This is a genomic window from Clostridium tetani (assembly GCF_900167265.1).
GTDB lineage: Bacteria > Bacillota > Clostridia > Clostridiales > Clostridiaceae > Clostridium_G > Clostridium_G tetani.
In genome coordinates this window covers 45,359-69,147 of record NZ_FUWT01000013.1, presented here as the reverse complement: position 1 = coordinate 69,147, position 23,789 = coordinate 45,359, and the positions used below count along the sequence as shown (strand labels likewise).

Genomic DNA, 23,789 nt, shown 5'->3' with positions numbered 1-23,789 from the left:
TTGAGTTATTAGTTTATAATGCCCATTAGCCAAATGGTAAGGCACCTGTCTCTGGAACAGGCACTGTGCTGGTTCGAATCCAGCATGGGCAGCCAAAATATTTACTTGACAACATGGTATTATTAATATAGAATGTTATATAAATTTCATATGAAAAGCTATGAGCAGGAGTAGTAATATTTTTTCACTTATAAGAGAGCTTGTTGGTTGGTGTAAAACAGCAGTGAACAATATGAACTTGCCTGGGAGCATATCTGTTAAAAACAGATACGGTTTTACCGTTAAAAAGTATAGTAAGTAGAAGACTTTTTAAGTCTTAATTAGAGTGGTACCGCGGAGATTAATAACCTTCGTCTCTTAAAATAGAGATGAAGGTTTTTTATTTTATAAAAATTTATAAAAAGGAGAGATACTTAATGGGAAACTACGGAACTAATATAGATAGAAAATGGCAAAATAAATGGGAAGATTCTAATCTTTATCATTTCGATACAAATAACTTAGATAAAAAACTTTATGTTTTAGAAATGTTTTCTTATCCATCTGGAAGTAATCTTCATGCAGGACACTGGTTTAACTATGGTCCTTCAGATTCTTGGGCTAGGTTTAAAAGAATGCAGGGATTTAATGTATTCCAACCTATGGGATTTGACTCTTTTGGATTACCTGCAGAAAATTATGCTATAAAAACTGGTGTTCATCCAAAAGATTCCACTATGAAGAATATAGAAACTATGACAAAACAACTTAAGTCTATGGGTGCCATGTTCCATTGGGATAATGAAGTAATAACTTCTGAACCAGAATATTATAAATGGACTCAATGGATGTTCCTTCAGCTTTATAAAAATAATTTAGCTTATAGAAAAAATGCACCTGTAAACTGGTGCCCAAGTTGTAATACAGTACTTGCTAATGAACAGGTTTTAGATGGAGCTTGTGAAAGATGTTCCTCTGACGTTATTAAAAAAGACTTAACTCAATGGTTTTTTAAGATAACAGATTACGCTGAAGAACTTCTTGAAAAACTTGATGATTTAGATTGGCCTGAGAATACAAAATCCATGCAAAAACATTGGATTGGAAAATCTATAGGTGCTCAATTAACTTTTAAAATAGTTGACTCTGATCTTTCTTTTGATATATTTACAACAAGAGCAGATACATTATTTGGTGTAACCTATGCAGTTTTAGCACCTGAAAATCCTCTTGTAGATAAAATAACTAAGGAAGACCATAAAGCTGAAATTGAAGCTTATAAAGAACAAGCTAAAAAACAATCTGAAATAGAAAGACAATCAATAACAAGAGAAAAGACTGGAGTATTTACAGGTTCTTATGCTATAAATCCTATTAACGGAAAAAAGGTTCCTGTTTGGGTTGGTGACTATGTATTAAGCACTTATGGTACTGGTGCAGTTATGGCTGTTCCAGCTCACGATGAAAGAGATTTTGAATTTGCAAAAAAACATAACCTACCTATAGAAAAAGTTATAGAAGGAGGAGAAACTCTTCCTTACACTGAAGATGGAATAATGATAAATAGTGAAGAATTTAATGGTTTGGAATCCTCAAAGGGTAGATCTGCTGTTGTAGAAAAACTAGAAAAAGAAAACCTTGGAGTTAAAAAAATTAATTATAGATTAAGAGATTGGTTGGTCTCTAGACAAAGATACTGGGGTGCTCCAATTCCAATAGTATATTGTGATAAATGTGGTACTGTTGCTGTACCTGAAGAACAACTACCTGTTAAGCTTCCGTATGATGTAGAATTTACACCAGATGGAAAATCTCCACTTTCTAAATGTGATAGCTTTGTAAATACAACATGCCCTACTTGTGGAGGACCTGCTAAAAGGGAAGTAGATACATTAGATACTTTTGTATGTTCATCTTGGTATTTCTTAAGATATGCAGATAATAAAAATTCTGAAAAAGCCTTTGACCCTAAAATAATAAATGAAATTCTTCCAGTAGATAAATATGTAGGAGGACCAGAACATGCTTGTATGCATCTTTTATATGCAAGATTTTTTACAAAAGCATTAAGAGATATGGGATACCTTAATTTTGATGAACCATTCTCATCTTTAACACATCAAGGACTAATATTAGGACCTGATGGATTAAAGATGAGTAAATCTAAAGGAAATACCATTTCTCCAGATGATTATATAGATGAATTTGGCTCCGATGTTTTTAGAATGTATTTAATGTTTGGATTTGATTACACTGAAGGTGGAGCTTGGAGCGATGAAGGAATCAAATCTGTTTCTAGATTCGTAGACAGAGTAGAGAGAACTCTTGCCTCTTGTAGATACTATATTAATAATCCTAGTGATGATAAAATCACTATAGATAACAATGAAAAGGACTTAAATTTTGTTAGACATAATTCTATAAAATCTATAACAGAAGATGCTGAAAAAATGCAATTTAACACATGCATTGCAAGACTTATGGAATATACAAATGCTCTTTCAAAATATATAAATGAAGATAACAAAAACTCAAAGTTCTTAAAAGAATGTGTAGAGGATTTTATAATTTTAATAGCTCCTTTTGCACCTCATTTTAGTGAAGAACAATGGGAACTTCTAGGAATGACTTACTCTGTATTCAATGAAAAGTGGCCACAATTTGACAGTAAAGCTTTAGTCAAGGACGAAATTGAAATTGCTGTTCAAGTAAATGGTAAAATCAGAGATAGAATAACCATTGCATCTGGGCTTGATGAAGAAAGCATAAAAGAAACTGCTTTAAACTCAGAAGATGTGAAAAAATATACAGATGGAAAAAATATAGTAAAAATCATAATTATAAAGGGTAGACTAGTAAATATAGTTGTAAAGTAAAAAAGAGGCTTTAAAGCCTCTTTTTTATCTATTGATATATACTTAGTATTTTTTCTGTATTCTTCAATAAGCTATTAAGCTCTGGTAGTTCACCTTCTTCTATTAATCTATTGAGTTGAACCTGAAATCTTGATGCTTCTTGAGATTTTCCTATGGATGATAATGTAAGTATATTGTCCATAATATCTGAAATCATATTAGACTTAACTTCAAACAATTTTTGTGCATCTTTTATTTCATCTTTTATTTCTAACATTCCTTCATCTAATTGAAAGGCTGCATCGGCAGCTCTTTTTAATTTATTCCTTATTTCTTGTGGTATATCATGCTTATATTTATAATTCAAAGAATGCTCTATAGTTGCCCAAAAATTCATAGACAAAGTCCTTATTTGAAACTCTGCTAAAATATCTATTTTCCCTTCTGCCATATTTACGGGATATTTTATTATTACATGATAACTTCTATATCCGCTAGATTTAACGTTAGTTATGTAGTCTTTTTCATACATTATTTGCATGTCTGTTCTATTTCTTATAATATCTACTACCTTTTCTATATCATCTACAAACTGACACATTACCCTTATACCTGCTATATCCTCAATCTCATATTCTATTCTATCTAAAGGTATATCAAATTTATTAGCTTTCTCTAATATACTAGATATCTCTTTAACTCTCCCTGTAACAAATTCTATAGGAGAATACTCATTTTTCCCCCTATATTCCCTTCTTATACTTCTAAGTTTTACTTTCAACTCTTCTACAGCCTGTTCGTAGGGTATTAAAAAGGTCTTCCATTCCCTCATAGCCATAATCCTACCCCCTTATTTAAACCTAATAATTATCTCCTAAATTAATTATAATATAAAAAACCTGTTTGTATTATATTTTTTCATTATTTTTTGATATAATGTAACTTATCTAGAGTATATAAACATATTGAGGGTGATTTAATGATTAATGATTTATCAAAGGATGAAAAAGAACAACTAAAACTTCTTTACAATAAAGAAATTCATTGCCCTGTGTGCGATTCTAAGTTTCATGTAAAAGCTGTAAAATCTTCCTCTTATAGATTAAATTCTAAGGATTCAGATTTCTTTTTAAGATATGCTTTAATTAATCCTTATTTTTATGATGTTTGGCTTTGCAATGAATGTGGCTATTCTGCATTGAAGGTAGACTTTCCTAATATTAGAAGACACCAAAAACAATTAGTTTTAGATAAAATATCCCCTAAATGGAAAAGAAGATATTATGATGAGGTCTTCAATGTGGATATAGCTATAGAAAGATATAAGCTGGCTTTATTAAATTATACCCTAGCAGAGGGAAAAGCTAGTCAAAAAGCCATGACTTGTTTAAAATTAGCTTGGATGTATAGATTAAAAAATAATAACAAAAGTGAAGAAACTTATCTTACAAATGCTTTAAAAGGTTTTATTGAAGCTTATGAGTCAGAAGAGTTTCCTATATTCGGTATGGATAAATACACTATTATGTATCTAATAGGAGAGCTTAATAGAAGATTAGGAGATAAAGATAAAGCATTATTATGGTTTAGTTATGTAATAACTACTCCTAATGTGTCTTATAAATTAAAGTCTATGGCTAGGGATCAGAGAGATTTAATTAAAGAAGAAGAAATTTTTAAAAATAAAAACTTAGCTGATTCAACTTCAGAAAAGTCTCATAGCAATGATAAGGGATGGATTTCAAAATTATTTAGGTAGTCATTAAGTAGGGGCGTATATACCCCTACTTAATGATTTGCAATAATTATAATATTTTTATAAGGTTAAAATCTAAGTAATCACAAGAAGTTAATAGGTATTCTATTCCATCAATTTCTCTATTAAAAATATTTTGTTTAGGCATTCCATGTAAATGCCCAAAAATTACTTTTTTCACATTGTAATCCTTAAATATTTCTAAAAAACCTTCATCTACTTTTGCACCATTAAAAGGTGGATAATGAAGTACTACTATAAAATTGTCATAGTCGTCTTTTATAGCCGAATCCAATGATAATTTTAATCTTATAAGTTCTCTTTTATAAACTTTACTATCATGCTCTGTAAAGTTGTCTCCTCTTGGGCATATCCATCCTCTAGTACCACATAAAGCATAATCTTCATATTGAAAATAATTATTTTGAATAAACTTCATATCTGGATATAAATTGTTTAGTTTAGATATAGAAGTCCACCAATAATCATGATTACCTTTTACTAATATTTTTTCTCCTGGTAACTTACTTATCCAATGTAAATCTTCCATACCATCTTCTATGTTCATGGACCAAGATATATCCCCAGCTATTATTACTGTATCTTCTTCTTTTACGGTTCTCATCCAATTTTCTTTTATTTTTTTATGGTGATCTTTCCAATTTTCTCCGAAAACATTCATAGGTTTATCCGTAGTAAAAGATAAGTGAAAATCCGATATTGCATATAAAGCCATTAATTAAATCACCTTCTACCTATAATCTCATCTATATCCATAACATAAGCAATAACTTGTGCCACAGCATCGTACAATTCATAAGGAATATCATCGCCTATATCTACATTATTTAATACCTCCACTAACTCTTTATCGTAAACTATTGGAACATTACTTTCTTGAGCTTTTTCTATTATTTTATCTGCAACGTATCCCATTCCTGTGGCTGTAACCACAGGTACATTGTATCCTTGCTCATATTTTAAAGCTGTAGCCTTTTTTTTAGCCATAGATATTCCCCCTAAAGTTCTTTACTTATACCTTTAAATCAATTGCATTTATATTTTTATCTTCAAAAAAATCACTACAATTACTTAAATTAAAGTCTTCTTCTTTTTTACTTACATTCATATATACATTATAACCTTTATCTTCTAAAGCATTCAATAGCTGCTGCTTTTTAAATTTTAAAATATTTATCCACAATTCTTCTGCTTTTATATCCACATTTATAACATTTTTATTTATACCTATAAAAGCATCTACAATTCCCATGTTTATAGTCTTTATAGATGTAGCTATTTTAACATTTTGCTTATCTATTTTCTTTCCTTTCTTTCTCTCGTCTTTTATTATTAATTTACATTCATATTCATCTTTATTCACATTTACAGGTAAATCCAAATAATAATATTGATTTGATAAGGTATTAAAAACCTTAAAATCATTTAACTCTTGTTTCATGAGTCCAAATAGTTTCTCATGATCATTTAATCTATAATGTGTCTTTGAATCTAATAAATCTTTTAGTATACTCTTCATGTCTTCTATTTTAGAATTTATTTGTTCTTTTACTATTTCTTCTTTTCTATACAAAGTATTCTTGCCATCTTCTATTATTTTTTTTGTATTTCCTTTTGAAAGAGTTTCTATTTCCTTTTCTTTTATATTAGTTATTTCTTTTTCCCCAATAAATTCATTTTTATTGTCTATTATTTTATCTTTACTTTCTGATGTATCTTTAGATATGTTATCACTTATTACTTTTTTCTCTAGAATATTTTGTTCTAGGTTTGTGTTATTTTTTAATATTTCCTTTCCATCTTGTATATTCTGGCTTAATACTTTACTTTCCTTTAAAATATCCTCTAATCCTCTTAGCTTATTATATAATGAACTTTCCTTACATAAACTATTAAAACTTTTTATATTATCTTCTGTTATATCCAATCCATTTTCTAACATGGTTAATATATCATCTTCCCCTAAGGTAGATAATTCCTTAAAAAACCCTTTTAGAGTATTCTTTATAAACTCTCCCTCTTTAGAATCTATGGATATATTTCTACTTTCTATATACTTTTCTATAAAACTATTTGCTTCTTCCCCATTTTTTGAAAATCTATTTATCATCTCAGTTAAATTTTTTATATTTGATATATTTTCTTTGGTTAAAGGCATATTATGCTTTACCATTTTTTCTAATAAAGTATAATCCTTTTTATCTAAATCTATATTTTCTCTTCTTAATGCACCTTCTATTGAATCCTCTTTTAATTTTTCTTCTGGATCTCTTGCATCTAGAATCATTAATTGCAATTTACCATCTTTAAATCCTTCTACCTTAAACCTTATAAGACCTGTTGGTTGGAAGTCTAGATGTTCTTTTAGTTGAGCAGGAAATTGCCATCCATCTAGTAATCTTAACAGTATATCTTCATTCTCTTCTCCTAAGCTCATTACCCTAGCTAAAAAAACTTCTCCTATTTGAAAAGATAGTTTATTTGTTATCCTTTTTAAATTTATATTATAGGCATCATTTACATTCAATATTCCTGCCATAATAAACACCTCCTATATTAAATATCGTATAAAAAAATAAAGCCTAAACCAGGCTTCATTTCACTTTATACTAATTTAAGCTATTTGACCTTTCTTTACTCCATCTTCATGAAGTATAGGGGAAACTTTTTTATATATTCCCATAGTAAGTGTAGATATAAATATTCCCTTTAATAAGTTAAAGGGCACTATTGACCATAAAACTAAAGTTCCTAAACTATTTATTGCTGGATTTACCTTTGATGCCATTTGAATAAAAGCTTCAATTGGTATGTGTAAAACCTTTTGATATAGTGGTATAAATACATACAAATTTAATATTCCAGCAACTGCTGACATTAATATAGTACCAGCTAACAATCCTATAAATGCCGATTTTTTACTCTTATGACTTCTATAAATATATCCTGCTATAAAAACTAGTACTGATCCTACTGCAAAGTTTGCTACTTCTCCTACAAAGCCTGTTTTAGTAGCAAAAATTCCATGCAATATATTCTTTAATAGTTGAATTATAACCCCTTCTACAGGTCCTAGGGCAAATGCACCTATTAATGCTGGTATATCACTTATGTCTATTTTTAAAAACTCAGGAAAAAATGGTACTGCCAATTCAATGTACATAAGTAAAAATGCAATGGTACTTAGAAGTGTTATTTTTATGCTTCTACTTAATTTTTTGTCTTTCATTTAATACAACCTCCTAATATTATCTTCTAATTTTTAGGATGATGGTATAATAAAAGCCCTGACAAATTTTTGTCAGGGCGAAAAACACTTATCTCTATTATACCTTCTTTCATCCAGACTTTACTGTCGGCTTCGGAGTTACACCGAATCATGCCTTGCGGCTCGCGGGCTATACCGCCGGTGGGGAATTACACCCCGCCCTGAAGATATTTAATATTATCTTTTACAATATTATTATATATTATTCTAATTAAAAGTTCAATAGAAAACCCTTTATTTAATGAACAATTGTGGATATTTTTTCTCCATTAGCATTACGAAAAAATTTTAATTACATAAGAATCTGATGTTTAGCTTCGCTAAATTTTAAAATTAGTTAAACCTAGAATACCTTCAATGTTCAGCTTAGTTGAACGATTTTTCCATAGTGTAACTACTTTTAAATTAAAGATTTTCTGTAACATAGTGGAAGAAAATCCACCTAAATTGTTCATTAATTGTTCATTATTCTTAAAATAAAAATTTTGTTGTGCAAAATTTTTATTTTAAGAATTACTGTTTCATGCTTAAAGATATTCGTCCTCTCTTTTCATCTACCTCTAAAACCCTAACATCTACTATATCTCCTACTTTTACTACGTCTAAAGGATGTTTAACAAATTTATCTGATAACTCACTTATGTGCACTAATCCATCTTGATGTACTCCTATATCAACAAAAGCTCCAAAGTCTGCAACATTTCTTACTGTTCCAGTAAGTGCCATACCAGGTTTTAATTGATTTATATCTATAACTCCTGTTTTAAATATAGGCTTTGGTAAATCTTCTCTTGGATCTCTTCCTGGCTTTTTAAGTTCTTTTATTATATCTAAAAGTGTAGGTTTTCCAATATCTAAATTTTTAGCTAACTCATCTATATCACTATTTTTTATTCTTCCATCTATATCCTCTAATTTGTTACACTTTAAATCATTAGCAGAATAATTTAATGTCTTTATAAGTTCTTTAGTTACTTTATAAGATTCTGGATGTACTCCTGTATTATCAAGAAGTTCCTTACTTTCACTTACTCTTAAAAAACCTGCACATTGCTCAAAGGCTTTTGCTCCTAATCTTTTTACCTTTAGTAATTCTTTTCTGCTTGTAAATTTACCCTTTTCTTCTCTATATGCAACAATATTTTTAGCTATTCCAGAGTTTATTCCAGAAACGTACGCTAATAGTGAAGGTGTTGCTGTATTTAAATCCACTCCTACATTATTTACACAATCCTCTACCACACCTCTTAGAGATTCATCTAATTTCTTAGGAGTAATATCGTGCTGATATTGCCCTACTCCTATGGACTTAGGATCTATTTTAACAAGTTCCGCTAAAGGATCTTGAAGCCTTCTTCCTATAGATATGGCTCCTCTTATGGATACATCTATATCTGGATATTCTTCTGTTGCAAGTTCTGAAGCTGAGTATACAGAAGCTCCTGCTTCAGAAACTATTACATAATATACCTCCTTACCTTTTTCCTCCTTTATTTCTTTTATAAGCCTTCCAATAACTTCTTCAGATTCTCTACTAGCTGTTCCATTGCCTAATGATATTACATCTACATCATATTTATAAATAAGCTCTTTTAATGCTTTTATAGAGCCTTCTACATCATTTTGTGGTGCTGTAGCATAAACTGTAGACTTATCTAAAAACTTTCCTGTATCATCTAATACAGCTATTTTACACCCGGTTCTAAAACCTGGATCATATCCTAATACAGTTTTTCCCTTTATTGGTGGTTGCATAAGCAGAGCTTTTAAATTAGATTTGAATATATCAATAGCTCCTTTTTCTGCCCTATCTGTAAGATCTCCTCTTATTTCTCTTTCTATGGAAGGATATATAAGTCTTTTTAATGAATCTGAAACACTCTCTTCAATATATTTATCGGTTATATTATTATCTTTTAATAAATTGCTTTTCAAATATATTTCTATTTTTCCCATATCACAAGTTATTTTAACAGATAATATTTTCTCTTTTTCTCCCCTGTTAATAGCTAAAATTCTATGAGAAGGTATTTTTTTAACTTCCTCTCTATAGGAATAATACATCTCATAAGGAGTTGGTTCTTTACTTTCCCCTGAGGTTTCTATTAATCCCTCTTTATTAACAAAACTTCTAATCCATTTTCTATATTCTGCTTTATCAGATATTATTTCACTTATTATATCAACTGCTCCTGCTAAAGCCTCTTCTGAAGAATTTACTTCTTTTTCATTATTAATATATTTTCCTGCTTCTTCTTTTAAATCTTCTTTAAATTCTCCTAATAATATTAACTCAGCTAAAGGTTTAAGACCCTTTTCTTCTGCAATAGTGGCTCTAGTCCTTCTTTTAGGTCTAAAAGGTCTATAAATATCTTCTACTTCTGTGAGAGTTTCACACTTTAATATACTTGACTTTAAATCTTCTGTTAATTTTCCTTGTTCATCTATTATTCTCATTACATCTTCTTTTTTTCCATTTAAATTTCTTAGATATGTTAGTCTTTGAAATAATTCTCTTAGTGTTAAATCCGTTAATCCACCTGTTACTTCTTTTCTATATCTTGCTATAAAGGGTATAGTATTCCCTTCATCTAATAGATTTACTGTACTCTCTACCTGTTTTATACTTATATTTAATTCTTTTGCTAATCTCTCTTTTATATCAATCATTTACTAATCGACCTCCATACTTAGTTTTATAAAAATTCTACCTTAAGTTATATAACTCCTTTATTTTTAATATATTTTATAAGGTAAGTACTTTAAAGGAGATATTATATTGAAAAGATTTATAAATTTTATTTTAGCATTATGCTTAACTATATTCCACTCTAGTTTTAATCAATTTGTTTCTATTGATAGTTTTAATAGTAACAAAGTAAAGAAACATATAGAATATCTTTCTTCTGATAAATTAGATGGTCGTTTAGCAGGCTCTCATACTAACCTAGAAGCTGCCAATTATATTAAGGACAAATTTAAAAAATATGGATTTGAGCCCTTTAATGGCAGCTATTATCATAATTTCACTACTTATTACCCTAAAAAATTAAGTGACAAACCTTATTTAAATGTAGTAAATCAAGATAATGAAATTATAAAAGAATATGTTTATGGGGTAGATTATAAAGAAGACTTACTAAACTTTAGAAATAATAATCTATCTTTTAATCCAAAAGAAATAACTCACTCAACAAAAGATTTTATGGCCTTTTCCTCTAATAAAGGATCTCTTATTTTATTTACTCCAGATAATGATAACATCAACTTTAGAAGCTCCTTTTTTCCACAATCTAAAGTTGATATGTATATAATGGTAAAGGATGCTATAAGAAAGGATATAAAGGTTTTTTTAGATAAAGGTTTTAAACTTAATTGTTATATTCCATTTACTATAGAAGAAGCAACTATAAGCAATGTAGTGGGTACTATTAAAGGTAAAAATTCTACTGAACCCATAATAATATCTGGACACTTTGACCATTTAGGTAGTGATTTATCTGGCACAGTATATAATGGTGCTTTAGATAATGCTTCTGGAATATCATTTGTAATTGAATTTAGTAAATATTTAAAATCTATAGGCGTTCCTAAAAATGATATAGTAATTTTAGGGTTTAATGCTGAAGAGTTTGGTTGTCTAGGTTCTAAAGCTTTTGCAAAGGATAATCTGTCTTATATCAAAAATGCTAAAGCCTTTAATTTCGATATGATTGGCTCTGATTCAAATATACCTTTATCTTTAATGGGTGGAAAAACAAGTTCTCCTGATTCTCATTTGATTAAATCTGTGGCAAATACCTGCTCTAAATCAAAGGTTAATTTTACTTATATCTTCGATGATTCTAGTGATCATGAAGCCTTTACAAATTTAGGAATACATGCTATGACCTTTATTGATGATGATAAATCAAGAATTCATACTCCAAAAGACAAAGCTGAATTTATAAGTTCAAAATCTATAGATAGATGCTTTAAAGTTGCATCTAAAGAAGTTATAAAACAAGCTTTTTCTGATGATCCCAATATACTTTATTGTAAAGAGCTTTTAGTATCCTCTCTCTTTTTAACTACAATAATAAGTCTTATAATTATAAAAAAAAATAAATCATATAGAGTATAAATATAATACCCTTAAACATAGCTCAAGTTTAAGGGTATTGTAAGGTTAGTTAGCTTTTAAATATTCATTTATAAACAAATCAATATCTCCATCCATTACTGCTGTTAAATTACCTGTTTCTGCTGAAGTTCTATGATCTTTTACTAAGTTATATGGATGAAATACGTAAGATCTTATCTGACTTCCCCATCCCATATCTTTTAATTCACCAGTTAGATCTTCTATCTTTTCTTTGTGCTCTGCTTCTTTCAACTCTACAAGTTTAGCTTTAAGCATTTTTAGTGCAGTATCCCTATTAGAATGTTGACTTCGTTCTGATTGGCATTGTACAACTATTCCTGTTGGAATATGAGTTATTCTTACTGCAGATTCTGTTTTATTTACGTGTTGTCCACCAGCTCCACTAGCTCTATAAGTATCTACTTTTAAATCATCATCTATTATTTCTATGTCTTGATCTTCTGTAAGTTCTGGTATCAATTCTAAGGATGCAAAAGAAGTTTGTCTTTTTCCATTGGCATTATAAGGTGATATCCTTACAATTCTGTGTACTCCTTTTTCTGCTTTTAAATATCCATAAGCGAAATCTCCAGTTATTTTTAAGGTAACACTTTTTATTCCTGCCTCATCACCTGGTAGAAAGTCTAAAGTATCTACCTTATAACCTTTCTTCTCTGCCCATCTTGTATACATTCTAAGCAACATTTCAGTCCAATCTTGGGCATCTGTTCCCCCTACTCCTGCATGTAATGTCATTATAGCATTGTTTCTATCATATTCACCTGATAATAAAACTTCTATTCTAAAACTCTCTATTTCCTTCTTAAGTAGCACTAACTCTTTTAATACTTCTCCTGCCGAGGAAATGTCCTCTTCTTCTTTCATAAGTTCTATAAGAACTAAAGAATCTTCTATTCTATTCTCTAAAGAGTCAAACTTTTCTAATCTATCTTTAATTAATTTTTCCTGTTGTGTTACTTCTTGTGCTCTCTTTATATCTTCCCAAAAATCAGGTTCTTGCATTTTATTTTGAAGTTCTTGTACTTTAAATTTTAAACTAGTTAGGTCAAAGAGACTCCCCTATTTCTTTTGTTAAAGTTTCTTTTAATTCTTCCAAATCTTTTACAGCTTCTTCTAACTGCAATAACACTTTAATCATCTCCCTTTATATAATAAAATAAGCATGGAGAAGTAATTCTACTCCTCCATTTTGTATGTTTAAACTTCTCTTCCGCAACAATTTTTATATTTCTTCCCACTACCACAAGGACATAGATCATTTCTACCTATCTTAGGCTCTTTTTTTATAGGCTGTTTTTTTAATGTATCATCTCCACCTTGGTTAGTTGAAGTTTCCTTTGCAACTTGTTCCCTTTCTGGAGCTTTCTCTATTTGCACTCTAAATAAATATCTAACTGTATCAACTTTTATATTATATATCATTTCGTCAAACATTTGACTTCCTTCAAATTGATACGCTTGAACTGGATCTTGTTGTTTATATGCTCTTAAGCCTATACCTTGCTTTAAGTGATCCATATTATCAATATGATCCATCCACTTAGTGTCTACTACCCTTAAAAGAATAACTCTTTCTATATCTCTCATTTGTTCTGATTCAAATTCTTCTTCTTTATCTGTGTATATATTTTTAGCTATATCATATAATTTTTCTTTTATTTCATCATTAGATAAATTTTCTAAGTGTTCTACTTTTATATAGTCTTTAGGCAAGAATATATCTTCTAAAAACTTAATAAGTTTATCAAGTTCTTCTTTAAACTCTTCTTCTATATCAGATATATGAGAATCTACAACTGAGTTTATAACATCTCTTATCATCTCTTGTATCTGATCTTTCAAGTCTGCACCTTCTAATACTTCAGATCTTTGTTTATAAATTATTTCTCTTTGTTTATTTATAACATCATCATATTGAATTAATGTCTTTCTTATGTCAAAGTTATTTCCTTCAACTTTCTTTTGTGCATTTTCTATAGCATTGCTTACCATTTTACTTTCTATAGCTTCATCATCACCAAGTCCTAGTTTTTCAACTATACCTTTTAGTTTATCAGAACCAAATATTCTCATTAAATCATCTTCCAATGAAACATAGAATCTAGATGCTCCAGGATCCCCTTGACGTCCTGAACGTCCTCTTAATTGATTATCGATTCTTCTGGATTCATGTCTTTCTGTTCCTATTATCTTTAATCCACCAGCCTTAATTACCTCTTCTTCAAGCTTAATGTCAGTACCACGTCCTGCCATATTTGTTGCAATAGTAACCATACCATATTCCCCAGCATGGGATACTATTTCTGCTTCTTTTTCATGATATTTAGCATTTAATACTTGATGTGGTACTCCTTTTCTTTTAAGCATTTCTGATATAAGCTCAGATTTTTCTATGCTAACAGTACCCACAAGCACTGGCTGACCTTTTTTATGAGTTTCTACAATCTCATCAACTATGGCCATATATTTTCCTTTTTCTGATTTATAAACTACATCAGAATTATCTATTCTTAAAACTGGTTTATGAGTAGGTATAACTACAACGTCTAGTCCGTATATTTCTCTAAATTCTACTTCTTCTGTTTGTGCTGTACCTGTCATACCAGATAATTTATCATACATTCTAAAGAAATTTTGATAAGTTATAGTTGCTAGAGTTTTTGATTCTCTTTCTACATTTACGCCTTCTTTAGCTTCAATAGCTTGGTGAAGACCATCACTATATCTTCTACCGTCCATAACTCTTCCTGTGAACTCATCTACTATTAATACTTCCCCATCTCTTACCATGTAATCTGTATCTTTTTTCATGGAATAGTTTGCCTTTAATGCTTGAACCACATGATGCTGTATTTCCATATTTTCTGGATCAGCATAGTTTTCCAACTTAAAATATGCTTCTGCTTTTTCTATACCTTTATCTGTTAGCATAACTGCACTAGCTTTTTCATCTACAGTAAAGTCTTCTTCTTTTATTAAGGATTTGGCAAAGTAGTCTGCTACTTTATAAAACTCTGTAGACTTTTCTCCTTGTCCTGATATTATAAGAGGAGTTCTCGCTTCGTCTATTAGTATGGAATCCACTTCGTCTACTATGGAAAAGTTTAATTTCCTTTGAACTCTCTCTTCTTTATAAACAACCATATTATCTCTTAAATAATCAAATCCAAGTTCACTATTGGTTCCATAAGTAATATCACAATTATATGCTTCTTGTCTTTCGTTATGCTCTAAATCGTGGAGGATAACCCCTACAGTTAACCCTAAGAATTCATATATAGCTCCCATAGTTTCTTTATCTCTTTTTGCAAGATAATCATTTACTGTAACTATATGTACGCCTTCTCCTTTTAGAGCATTGAGATATGCTGGTAATGTTGCAACTAATGTTTTTCCTTCTCCTGTTTTCATTTCTGCAATTCTACCTTGGTGCAAAATTATACCACCTATTAGTTGTTCTCTGTAAGGTTTTAATTTAACAACTCTCCACGCAGCTTCTCTTGCTACTGCAAAAGCTTCTACTAATATATCATCTAAGGTTTCTCCTTTTGATAATCTTTCTTTAAATTCATTTGTTTTATTTTTTAACTCTTCATCTGTTAACTTCTGCATGGTTTGGTCTAATTTATCTATTTTATCTACTATTGGAATTACTCTTTTAAGTTCTCTTTGACTATATGTGCCAAATATTTTTTCCCAAATCCTCATTTTATTCATCCTCACTATTATAAAATTTCTTATTATTATATACCTAATAGATTATAACATCTAATTAAACCCTCTTCAACTAATTATATAATGTAAGCTATTTTATTATTCTCTATTGAAAAAATTTTACATTACATAATTTAGGTATTATAATTAATTTGAATGTCCCATAATTTTAATTTAAAACTGAGGTGAAAATATTGGCTCATGAAATAAAAAATTTTATATTTTGTGCTGATGAAATGATGTATGATATACATACAAGAAGACATTATATTAAATTTATTAATTCTATTCCCCAAACTTGCTTTTATTTTTTTACCCATAATTGTTCTATAAGTCGTAAGGAACTTAAAGAAACGCTTTTAGATTTTGGAATTGATGTTTCATTAAATTCAGTATTAACACCAAATTATTTATTATTAGGATATTGTAAAAAAATATATTCTTCTTTTAGTGTATATCCTATAGTTGATAATAGTTATTCTCATGATTTTTACGATTTTCACATTCATAATATTGAAATATGTGATAAGTATTTTGATTTAATTTGCCTTTCTACTACTAACTTGGACAATCATCATAAAAAATTAATACAAAACTCTACTATTCCCATAGTTTTTTCTTCCAACTTATGCAAGAATAGAAGACTTGACTGTACTAGATGTGACCTAGAGTGCTATATAAGCTTTCTAAAACTTAATTATAAAAGTAGATTGATTATTCCAGATGCCCCACCATTTTTTAACACATTCTTATTATTTAAAAATTTAAACCTTAACCCATCAGAAAGTTTAGTTATTACAAATAGACTTAAATATGATTATTCTAAATTAAAAGAAGCTGGCAGTAAAATGGCTCTTATTCTTAAAAACGATTCCATCTCTGAATATCTTACCTCTCCCTATGATGCAGATATAGTAGTTGATGACTTAGATAATTTATTATATTTTTTAAATATAATAGAGAAGGCATAGCCTTCTCTTTCATGCTTTCTTAGAATTCTGGTTCTATCAAACCATAATTTCCATCTTTTCTTTTATAAACTACGTTTACTTCTCCTGTATCTGCACTTTCAAATACAAAAAAGTTATGTCCTATAAGTTCCATTTGTAAAACTGCTTCTTCTGATGACATTGGCTTTATTGCAAATCTTTTTGTTTTAACTATTTTTGATTCTTCTTTAAATTTGTCTCCTTCATAATCAGGTATAAATTGAAATCTTAATGAATCACCATGCATCCTTTTTTGTAATTTAGTTTTTTGTTTTCTTATTTGTCTCTCTAGTTTATCTATTACTAAATCTATAGAAGCATACATATCTTCATTAGCTTCTTCTCCTCTTAGAATAACTCCATTAAAAGGAATTGTTACTTCTATTATTTGTCTGTTTTTTTCAACACTCAATGTAACTTGGGCTTCTACATCAGGTTTAAAATACTTATCTAACTTTTCTAATTTCTTTTCAACCACATTCCTTAGAGCATTTGTAATCTCAATATTCTTTCCTGTCACTGTTATTCTCATAGCTTCAGCCCCTCTCCTAATGTTTATTATTTTTAAATTTCATGTTATATATATTTTAATACTATTTAATATATATATCAAGTTATTTAATGCTAATTTACAAAATATTAAATTAATTTAAATTAATTTATTTTTTACTCTAAAAAAAACAAAAGGCTTCAACTGCTAAAAAGCAGATGAAGCCTTTTGTTTTAAGCTAGTTGACCTGATCTTTGACCCCACACTCGCCTGCTGGAGCCTTTGCTACCCAGAATTTTCCTCTCACTACTAACCCTCTCGCTATTATTATACGGCAGGTCTTACTTCTAAACCGCACCATGCTCATTAAATATTTTATTTAACTTACGTGGATCGCTTTGCCTGCGGCTGGCATCGACTTTCAATCACAAACCTAACTTAATACAATAAAATTATACAACAATTTTGGCCACAGTCAATACATTTAATTCTTTTATATTTACATTAGATAGTTCTTTTGAGGCAAAATACACTGTAGCTCCAGTAGTTACGATATCATCTATTAAAATTATTTTTTTATTTACAATTTCATTTTTGTTATCAAGTTTAAAGCCTTCCTTTAAATTTATCCATCTATTTTCCCTATCCAATGACTTTTGTTCTTTGGTACTTTTTGCTTTAATTAAAACACCTTTCACAGGTAACTCCAATGTACTGCCAATTTTCTTAGCTAAAAATTCACTTTGGTTAAAGCCTCTTCTTTTTAAAGTTTTTTTATCTGAAGGAATATATGTTATTAAATCACATGAAATATTTTCTTCTATTATCTTTTCTACCATGTAACTTGCCAATATCTCGCCACTTCTAAAATCCTTTTTGTATTTTAAATTTAATATCATTTCCATTATAATTGAAGAATAATAGGCTATACTATAACAACAAACTTTAAATTTTTCTTCTTCTATATAAAAATTACCTTTACACCAATTTATTTTAGAAAAACAATTCATACATATTCCTTTTTCTGTATAAGTTCCACATATAACACATTGATTTTTAGAAGGATATAATAAAGATGCTATACTTTCTTTTATTATGCTTAAATACTTAAAAGACCCATTTCCCATGCTTCTTTATTAAACTCTCTAGTTATTTGTTTTGTTTTATCTATTTCATTAGTTTCTTCGTTACATACAAATATAACTTCTTTCATAGATCCTTCTCTTTTAAACGCCATTTCTCCACAGAAATATATTAGATTTTTATAATTATAGGCATCGTCATCTGCAAAAAATACCATTATGTTTGTATTTTTATCTTGCCTTATATTATAAGTTTCTCCATTAAGATCATCCGTAATTATTATAGCTTTTTTTAAATATTGAAAATTAGATAATATTTTTATGTTCCCATCTTTTTTGGAATAATAAAATATATTTTTACTAATATTTTTATAGTTGTTTTCAAAATAATTATAAACATTCTTTAGTCTATAACTATCTGGAACATATATTAAAACTTTTTTGTTAAGTTCTATGGTCCATCTTAAATATTCATAAATCATATAGGGAATATCCTGATTTAAATCCACCTTTGTAGTTATTATTCTAGGCTCTATTACAGGCATACTATTTTTATATAGTGGTAATACTATATCTCTTTTATTTATAAAAATTGGTTCTATAGAATATGCTATTCCTTTTCCATTTACCTTTAAACTTCTTTCTATTATTTGTTTAATTAACTTTTTAGGTAATTCTGAAGTTTTGTTAATGTCATCAAATATTACTAAATCAAATTTTTCTTCAAGCTGTAATGCTATTTTAGTATTACATACTAAAAGCTTTTTTTCTTGTAAACTTTTAGTATCTTTTATATGACTATACTCTTTAAAATCAGATACTTTTTTAATATTTAATATAATATCTATATCTTCCTCTTCTTCTGTTATATATAAAACTTTTCTATCATTATTAGCAAAAGTTAATATAGTTTCAACAAGTATAGAAGACGAATTACTTGGAACTGTAACTATATTTAATAATTTTTCCTTTGAAAATATCCATGTTTTTAAATAATTACTTATTTTCTCTAAACGCCAATGATTTTTTTTCTCCATTTTAATAAACATATAAACCTCCAGGCTATTGTTCATCATTTTCATAAAAATTTTCTAATATGTTTTGTATTCTCCACTTTAATAAAGAATACCTTTCAAAGCTTCTATTATTATCTACCATAAATTTTAATGCCTTTAATTCTCCTACTACAACTACTAATTCCTTTGCTCTTGTTATTCCTGTATACAGTAAATTTCTATTCATAAGCATAGGTGGTCCCATGAAGGTAGGTATAATAACTGCTGGAAACTCACTACCTTGACTTTTATGTATAGTTATGGCATATGCTAAATCTATTTCATCTAAAAAAATATCTTCATAAATTACTCTCTTTTCTTCATCAAAAATAATGGTCATATTATTATTTTCTTCGTCTATATCCTCTATATATCCTATATCTCCATTGAATATTCCCAATCCTTCTTCTCTATTATATTTGTCTATCTTCTTCCATTTAATATTATAATTATTCTTAGTTTGCATTATCTTATCCCCTACTCTAAATATGTACTCCTTAAATTTTCTCTCCTTTTTATCTTTTGATGGGGGATTTAACACCATTTGAAGATTTTTATTTAAATTTTCAACTCCTAATAGTCCTTTTCTCATAGGACTCAATATTTGTATATGTTTTAATTTATCCCAGTCTTTATTAAAATTTGGTAATCTTTTATGAACTAGTGCTAATAAAACATCTAATATATCTTCATTGGAGTCACCTTTTAAAAAAAAGAAGTCTTTTTCTCTTTCGTTTAAAACAGGCATTTGTCCATTATTTATCTTATGAGCATTTACAGTTATTGCACTAGTTTCTGATTGTCTAAATATGTCTTTTAACCTAACTATCTTAACACAATTACTCTCTATTAAATCCCTTAATACATTTCCAGGCCCTACTGATGGCAACTGATCTACATCTCCCACTATTATAAGTCTAGTTCCTATAGATATAGCTTTTAATAGATTGTTCATAAGCATTATATCTATCATTGAAGCCTCATCTATTATTACCACATCACATTCTAATGGTGTTTCTTCTGTTTTAGAAAATACTTCTTCTTCTCCTACTCCCATTTCCAATAATCTGTGTATAGTTTTTGCATCCCTTCCAGTAGCTTCAGTCATTCTTTTGGCAGCCCTTCCTGTAGGGGCCCCCATACAAACCGTATATCCATAATTTTCATATATCTCAGAAATACAGTTTATTATAGTTGTTTTACCTGTTCCAGGTCCACCTGTTATTATTTCCACTCCATTTAAAAACGCTCCCATTATAGCTTCTCTTTGCGAAGGAGAAAATTCTATATTATTATTTTCTTCAAATTTTTTTATCTCTTCCTCTACAGTCATATCTAAATCTTTATGGTTATATAAGGATAGCTTTAATATGTTCTTAGTTACTCCTAGTTCACAATAGTAGTAAGGTATAGAGAAAACATATTCTTTACCATCCACTATCTCCACCCTTAATTTACCTTGAAAGGCATTTTGCAATATGTTTTCTTTAATATCTTCCTCTTTTACATTTAATATTTCTTTTCCTTCTTTTATTAGTTTATCTATTGGCATACAAGTATTTCCCAATGCAGAAAATTGATTAACTGCATAGTTTACACCACTTTGTATTCTAAAAGGAGAATCTACATCAACTCCTAAATTTCTAGCTATTTTATCTGCTGTTTTAAATCCTATACCTGCAATATTTTCCGTTAATACATATGGATTTTCTTTTACTATTTTAATGGATTCCCCTTTAAATTTTTTATATATTTTAAGACAATGGTTTATAGATATTCCATACTCTTGAAAAAACATCATTATATTTCTAACTTCTTTTTGATCTTTGTAAGCTTCTTGAATTATATTTATTTTTTTATCGCCTATTCCATCTATTTCTTTCAATCTTTCAATATCATTTTCTAAAATATCAAAGGTTTCTAGTCCAAATTCCTTAACAATCTTTTTAGCTGTTACCGGTCCTATTCCAGAAATTACTCCTGAAGCCAAATATCTTTCAATACCTTTTTTAGTATCCGGAATAATTTCCTCACAGCTTTCAACTTTAAACTGTCGACCAAACTGAGGGTGTATAACCCATCCCCCCTGTAATTTTAGGTTTTGACCCTCTGATATATAAGGTATGCATCCTACTATAGTTGTTATAGCCTTAGCATCTTCCTTAATTCTGCTAACTACATACCCATTTTCATCATTCCTAAATATTATGGAATCAACGGTACCTTGTATTTCCTCCATAAGATCTCTCCTATTTTTAGTTATTCACTATCACCTATTAATTGAATATAAAAAAGTTCATAGCACTTTTTATATATTATATCATATATTATATTTTCTAATCCTTATTATACTTTTGGAAAGTTAAAAAACCCTGGTAAAATTTCACCAGGGTTTTAACATGCTATTATATTAAATTAAATTTTTTATTTCTTCTAATTTATTTAGACTCTCCCATGGAAGTTCTACATCTGTTCTTCCAAAGTGTCCATAAGCTGCTGTTTGTTTATATATAGGTCTTCTTAAGTTTAATTCTTTTATTATAGCTGAAGGTCTTAAATCAAATACTTTATTAATTATTTCTACGATTTTTCTATCATCTATTTTTCCTGTTCCAAAAGTTTCTACTGAAATAGATACAGGTTTTGCTATTCCTATAGCATAAGCTAATTGAACTTCTAACTTATCCGCTACCCCTGCTGCTACAAGATTTTTAGCTACCCATCTAGCTGCATATGCTGCGGACCTATCAACCTTTGTAGGATCTTTTCCAGAAAATGCTCCCCCACCATGCCTTCCATATCCGCCATATGTATCAACTATTATTTTTCTTCCAGTTAATCCAGCATCACCTTGTGGTCCGCCTACAACAAATCTTCCTGTTGGATTTATATAATAATTAGTGTTTTCATCTAAAAATTCTACTGGCACAACTTTAGATATTACATGTTCAAAAATATCTTTCTCTATTTGTTCCCTTGTAACTTCTGGTCCATGTTGAGTAGATACTACGATAGTATCTATTCTTATTGCTTTATTATCTTCATATTCTACGGTAACTTGTGTTTTTCCATCTGGTCTTAAGTAAGGTAATGTTCCATTTTTTCTTACTTCAGATAATCTTCTAGATAATTTATGTGCTATAGATATTGCCATTGGCATATATTCTGATGTTTCATTATTTGCATATCCAAACATCATTCCTTGATCTCCTGCTCCTATGACATCTTCCTTATCCATTCCACCCTGCTTAGATTCTAGAGATTCATCAACTCCCATAGCTATATCTGGAGATTGTTCCGATATAGATGTTAGCACTGCACATGTATCTGAATCAAATCCATATTTAGCCCTAGTATATCCTATAGCTTCTATTGTATTTCTAACTATTTTAGGTATATCTACATAACAATTAGTAGTTATCTCTCCTGTCACCAAAACCATTCCTGTAGTTACACTAGTTTCACAAGCAACTCTACCATTTGGGTCCCTTTCAAGTATGGCATCAAGCACTGCGTCGGAAATTTGATCGCAAATCTTATCTGGATGCCCTTCTGTAACTGATTCAGATGTAAATAATTTCCTCATCCTTTTACCTCCTATTGTGTAGCTCTTATATAAAAATAAAGCCTCTTCCGATAAGAAGAGACTTGCTTTTTATTTGCCAGCCCTCTTATCTTGCAGAACTTTCTGCAGGAATTGGCACCTTAATACTTCTAAAAATATTGGTTGCCGGGTTTCATAGGGCCCTTTCCCTCCACCTCTCTCGATAAGAGCTTTTTATTTAATTATTTTACTAATTTATATTAGCATATTACTATTTAGCTGTCAATTATATATAATATCATAAATAAAAATAACACTAATATTAGTGTTATTTTTTGGTGGAGGAGGACGGATTCGAACCATCGAAGGCGAAAGCCAACAGATTTACAGTCTGCCCCCTTTGGCCACTCGGGAACTCCTCCATATATGGAGCTGGCAATAGGACTTGAACCTACAACCTGCTGATTACAAGTCAGCTGCTCTGCCAATTGAGCCATGCCAGCACATTTTTATTATTAACAAGTTCATTTTAAAATATATCTTTTAAAAAACTATGGTGGAGGAGGACGGATTCGAACCATCGAAGGCGAAAGCCAACAGATTTACAGTCTGCCCCCTTTGGCCACTCGGGAACTCCTCCACATATGGAGCTGGCAATAGGACTTGAACCTACAACCTGCTGATTACAAGTCAGCTGCTCTGCCAATTGAGCCATGCCAGCATATTTTTAAATCGAACTTGTCGACAAAAACAAGTATACAATTATATTGTTAAAAATTCAAATGTCATTTTGGTATGTTAAACTTATATTTATCTGCTTTTCTCTATTTTTCTCTTATTATCTCTCTCTTAACTATGTAGATTAACTTTAATTGTTTATTTTTAATTTTAA

General features: G+C 29.4%; 17 protein-coding genes, 5 tRNA genes, 2 riboswitches and 1 other annotated feature. Of the genes, 5 read left to right on the top strand and 17 right to left on the bottom strand.

The genetic code is table 11. The features are described 5' to 3' along the window. Positions 1-19: 19 nt before the first annotated feature. A tRNA-Gln gene (locus B5D21_RS10395) sits at positions 20-95 on the top strand. Between the two features lie 56 nt (positions 96-151). Continuing rightward, positions 152-361: a binding site (T-box leader), on the top strand. Positions 362-416: 55 nt separating this feature from the next. After that, positions 417-2,855: a leucine--tRNA ligase gene (gene leuS / locus B5D21_RS10390; protein ID WP_035110983.1), complete on the top strand. Its 2,439-nt coding sequence runs from the start codon at positions 417-419 to the stop codon at positions 2,853-2,855. A gap of 28 nt (positions 2,856-2,883) precedes the next feature. On the opposite strand, the gene yjbM is transcribed toward leuS, so the two are convergent. Continuing rightward, the gene (gene yjbM / locus B5D21_RS10385; RefSeq protein WP_011098647.1) at positions 2,884-3,672 is read right to left on the bottom strand and encodes a GTP diphosphokinase; all 789 of its coding nucleotides are present in this window, start codon (positions 3,670-3,672) and stop codon (positions 2,884-2,886) included. 141 nt (positions 3,673-3,813) lie between these two features. On the opposite strand from yjbM, the gene B5D21_RS10380 reads away from it, so the two are divergent. Continuing rightward, the gene (locus B5D21_RS10380) at positions 3,814-4,593 is read left to right on the top strand and encodes a DUF2225 domain-containing protein (RefSeq protein WP_011098646.1); all 780 of its coding nucleotides are present in this window, start codon (positions 3,814-3,816) and stop codon (positions 4,591-4,593) included. A gap of 46 nt (positions 4,594-4,639) precedes the next feature. Here B5D21_RS10380 and B5D21_RS10375 read toward each other — a convergent pair whose 3' ends face one another. The 5 genes from B5D21_RS10375 to B5D21_RS10355 all read right to left on the bottom strand — a co-directional run bounded on the left by B5D21_RS10375 (position 4,640) and on the right by B5D21_RS10355 (position 10,549). Further along, positions 4,640-5,326 (bottom strand): metallophosphoesterase, encoded by a 687-nt coding sequence (locus B5D21_RS10375; protein ID WP_011098645.1) that lies wholly within the window; start codon positions 5,324-5,326, stop codon positions 4,640-4,642. An 8-nt stretch (positions 5,327-5,334) separates the two neighbouring features. Next, positions 5,335-5,598 (bottom strand): EscU/YscU/HrcU family type III secretion system export apparatus switch protein, encoded by a 264-nt coding sequence (locus tag B5D21_RS10370; RefSeq protein ID WP_035110982.1) that lies wholly within the window; start codon positions 5,596-5,598, stop codon positions 5,335-5,337. A gap of 25 nt (positions 5,599-5,623) precedes the next feature. Next, positions 5,624-7,150, bottom strand: coding sequence for a hypothetical protein (locus B5D21_RS10365; RefSeq protein WP_035110980.1), 1,527 nt, complete (start codon positions 7,148-7,150; stop codon positions 5,624-5,626). Between the two features lie 75 nt (positions 7,151-7,225). Further along, the gene (locus B5D21_RS10360; RefSeq protein ID WP_011098643.1) at positions 7,226-7,840 is read right to left on the bottom strand and encodes an ECF transporter S component; all 615 of its coding nucleotides are present in this window, start codon (positions 7,838-7,840) and stop codon (positions 7,226-7,228) included. A 97-nt stretch (positions 7,841-7,937) separates the two neighbouring features. After that, positions 7,938-8,052, bottom strand: a riboswitch (FMN riboswitch). Positions 8,053-8,392: 340 nt separating this feature from the next. Beyond that, a complete protein-coding gene (locus B5D21_RS10355; RefSeq protein ID WP_011098642.1) occupies positions 8,393-10,549 on the bottom strand; it encodes a Tex family protein in 2,157 nt (718 codons plus the stop codon). A 109-nt stretch (positions 10,550-10,658) separates the two neighbouring features. On the opposite strand from B5D21_RS10355, the gene B5D21_RS10350 reads away from it, so the two are divergent. Then, a complete protein-coding gene (locus B5D21_RS10350; RefSeq protein ID WP_011098641.1) occupies positions 10,659-12,002 on the top strand; it encodes a M28 family metallopeptidase in 1,344 nt (447 codons plus the stop codon). Positions 12,003-12,047: 45 nt separating this feature from the next. Here the strand turns inward: B5D21_RS10350 and prfB are convergent. After that, positions 12,048-13,152, bottom strand: a protein-coding gene (prfB, locus tag B5D21_RS10345) for a peptide chain release factor 2 (RefSeq protein WP_181894035.1) whose coding sequence is annotated in 2 segments (ribosomal slippage) — positions 12,048-13,070 and positions 13,072-13,152 — 1,104 coding nt in all. Because the reading frame shifts where the segments join, the coding sequence is not laid out codon by codon here. A 68-nt stretch (positions 13,153-13,220) separates the two neighbouring features. Next, positions 13,221-15,731: a preprotein translocase subunit SecA gene (gene secA / locus B5D21_RS10340; protein ID WP_035110978.1), complete on the bottom strand. Its 2,511-nt coding sequence runs from the start codon at positions 15,729-15,731 to the stop codon at positions 13,221-13,223. Positions 15,732-15,931: 200 nt separating this feature from the next. Between secA and B5D21_RS10335 the strand changes: the two genes are divergently transcribed. Further along, complete coding sequence (locus B5D21_RS10335; RefSeq protein WP_035110977.1) at positions 15,932-16,708, top strand: HAD family hydrolase; 777 nt, start codon at positions 15,932-15,934, stop codon at positions 16,706-16,708. A 19-nt stretch (positions 16,709-16,727) separates the two neighbouring features. On the opposite strand, the gene hpf is transcribed toward B5D21_RS10335, so the two are convergent. From hpf to B5D21_RS10290, 9 genes are all read right to left on the bottom strand, one after another. Further along, on the bottom strand, positions 16,728-17,258 hold the full coding sequence (gene hpf / locus B5D21_RS10330; RefSeq protein WP_011098637.1) for a ribosome hibernation-promoting factor, HPF/YfiA family: 531 nt from the start codon (positions 17,256-17,258) through the stop codon (positions 16,728-16,730). Positions 17,259-17,668: 410 nt separating this feature from the next. After that, a complete protein-coding gene (locus B5D21_RS10325; protein ID WP_011098636.1) occupies positions 17,669-18,343 on the bottom strand; it encodes a ComF family protein in 675 nt (224 codons plus the stop codon). Beyond that, positions 18,316-19,347, bottom strand: a complete 1,032-nt coding sequence (locus B5D21_RS10320; protein WP_052040426.1) for a hypothetical protein — start codon at positions 19,345-19,347, stop codon at positions 18,316-18,318. Before B5D21_RS10320 ends, B5D21_RS10325 begins: the two co-directional genes overlap by 28 nt. Positions 19,348-19,360: 13 nt before the next feature. Beyond that, entirely contained in the window at positions 19,361-21,592 is a 2,232-nt protein-coding gene (gene recD2, locus B5D21_RS10315; protein WP_011098634.1) for an SF1B family DNA helicase RecD2, read from the bottom strand. 171 nt (positions 21,593-21,763) lie between these two features. Continuing rightward, positions 21,764-22,939: a methionine adenosyltransferase gene (gene metK / locus B5D21_RS10310; protein WP_011098633.1), complete on the bottom strand. Its 1,176-nt coding sequence runs from the start codon at positions 22,937-22,939 to the stop codon at positions 21,764-21,766. Positions 22,940-23,021: 82 nt separating this feature from the next. Then, positions 23,022-23,127, bottom strand: a riboswitch (SAM riboswitch). 106 nt (positions 23,128-23,233) lie between these two features. After that, positions 23,234-23,319: transfer RNA gene (locus tag B5D21_RS10305), tRNA-Tyr, on the bottom strand. A gap of 5 nt (positions 23,320-23,324) precedes the next feature. Then, positions 23,325-23,400, bottom strand: a tRNA-Thr gene (locus tag B5D21_RS10300). A gap of 51 nt (positions 23,401-23,451) precedes the next feature. After that, positions 23,452-23,537 (bottom strand) — tRNA-Tyr (locus B5D21_RS10295). Between the two features lie 5 nt (positions 23,538-23,542). Further along, positions 23,543-23,618: transfer RNA gene (locus B5D21_RS10290), tRNA-Thr, on the bottom strand. Positions 23,619-23,789 lie beyond the last annotated feature (171 nt).

Excerpts from the sequence above, each read along its gene's own strand:
- leuS (WP_035110983.1), top strand. The coding sequence starts at position 417 with ATGGGAAACTACGGAACTAATATAGATAGAAAATGGCAAAATAAATGG.
- yjbM (WP_011098647.1), bottom strand. The coding sequence starts at position 3,672 with ATGGCTATGAGGGAATGGAAGACCTTTTTAATACCCTACGAACAGGCT.
- B5D21_RS10380 (WP_011098646.1), top strand. The coding sequence starts at position 3,814 with ATGATTAATGATTTATCAAAGGATGAAAAAGAACAACTAAAACTTCTT.
- B5D21_RS10375 (WP_011098645.1), bottom strand. The coding sequence starts at position 5,326 with ATGGCTTTATATGCAATATCGGATTTTCACTTATCTTTTACTACGGAT.
- B5D21_RS10370 (WP_035110982.1), bottom strand. The coding sequence starts at position 5,598 with ATGGCTAAAAAAAAGGCTACAGCTTTAAAATATGAGCAAGGATACAAT.
- B5D21_RS10365 (WP_035110980.1), bottom strand. The coding sequence starts at position 7,150 with ATGGCAGGAATATTGAATGTAAATGATGCCTATAATATAAATTTAAAA.
- B5D21_RS10360 (WP_011098643.1), bottom strand. The coding sequence starts at position 7,840 with ATGAAAGACAAAAAATTAAGTAGAAGCATAAAAATAACACTTCTAAGT.
- B5D21_RS10355 (WP_011098642.1), bottom strand. The coding sequence starts at position 10,549 with ATGATTGATATAAAAGAGAGATTAGCAAAAGAATTAAATATAAGTATA.
- secA (WP_035110978.1), bottom strand. The coding sequence starts at position 15,731 with ATGAGGATTTGGGAAAAAATATTTGGCACATATAGTCAAAGAGAACTT.
- hpf (WP_011098637.1), bottom strand. The coding sequence starts at position 17,258 with ATGAGAATAACAGTGACAGGAAAGAATATTGAGATTACAAATGCTCTA.
- B5D21_RS10325 (WP_011098636.1), bottom strand. The coding sequence starts at position 18,343 with ATGGGAAATGGGTCTTTTAAGTATTTAAGCATAATAAAAGAAAGTATA.
- B5D21_RS10320 (WP_052040426.1), bottom strand. The coding sequence starts at position 19,347 with ATGTTTATTAAAATGGAGAAAAAAAATCATTGGCGTTTAGAGAAAATA.
- recD2 (WP_011098634.1), bottom strand. The coding sequence starts at position 21,592 with ATGGAGGAAATACAAGGTACCGTTGATTCCATAATATTTAGGAATGAT.
- metK (WP_011098633.1), bottom strand. The coding sequence starts at position 22,939 with ATGAGGAAATTATTTACATCTGAATCAGTTACAGAAGGGCATCCAGAT.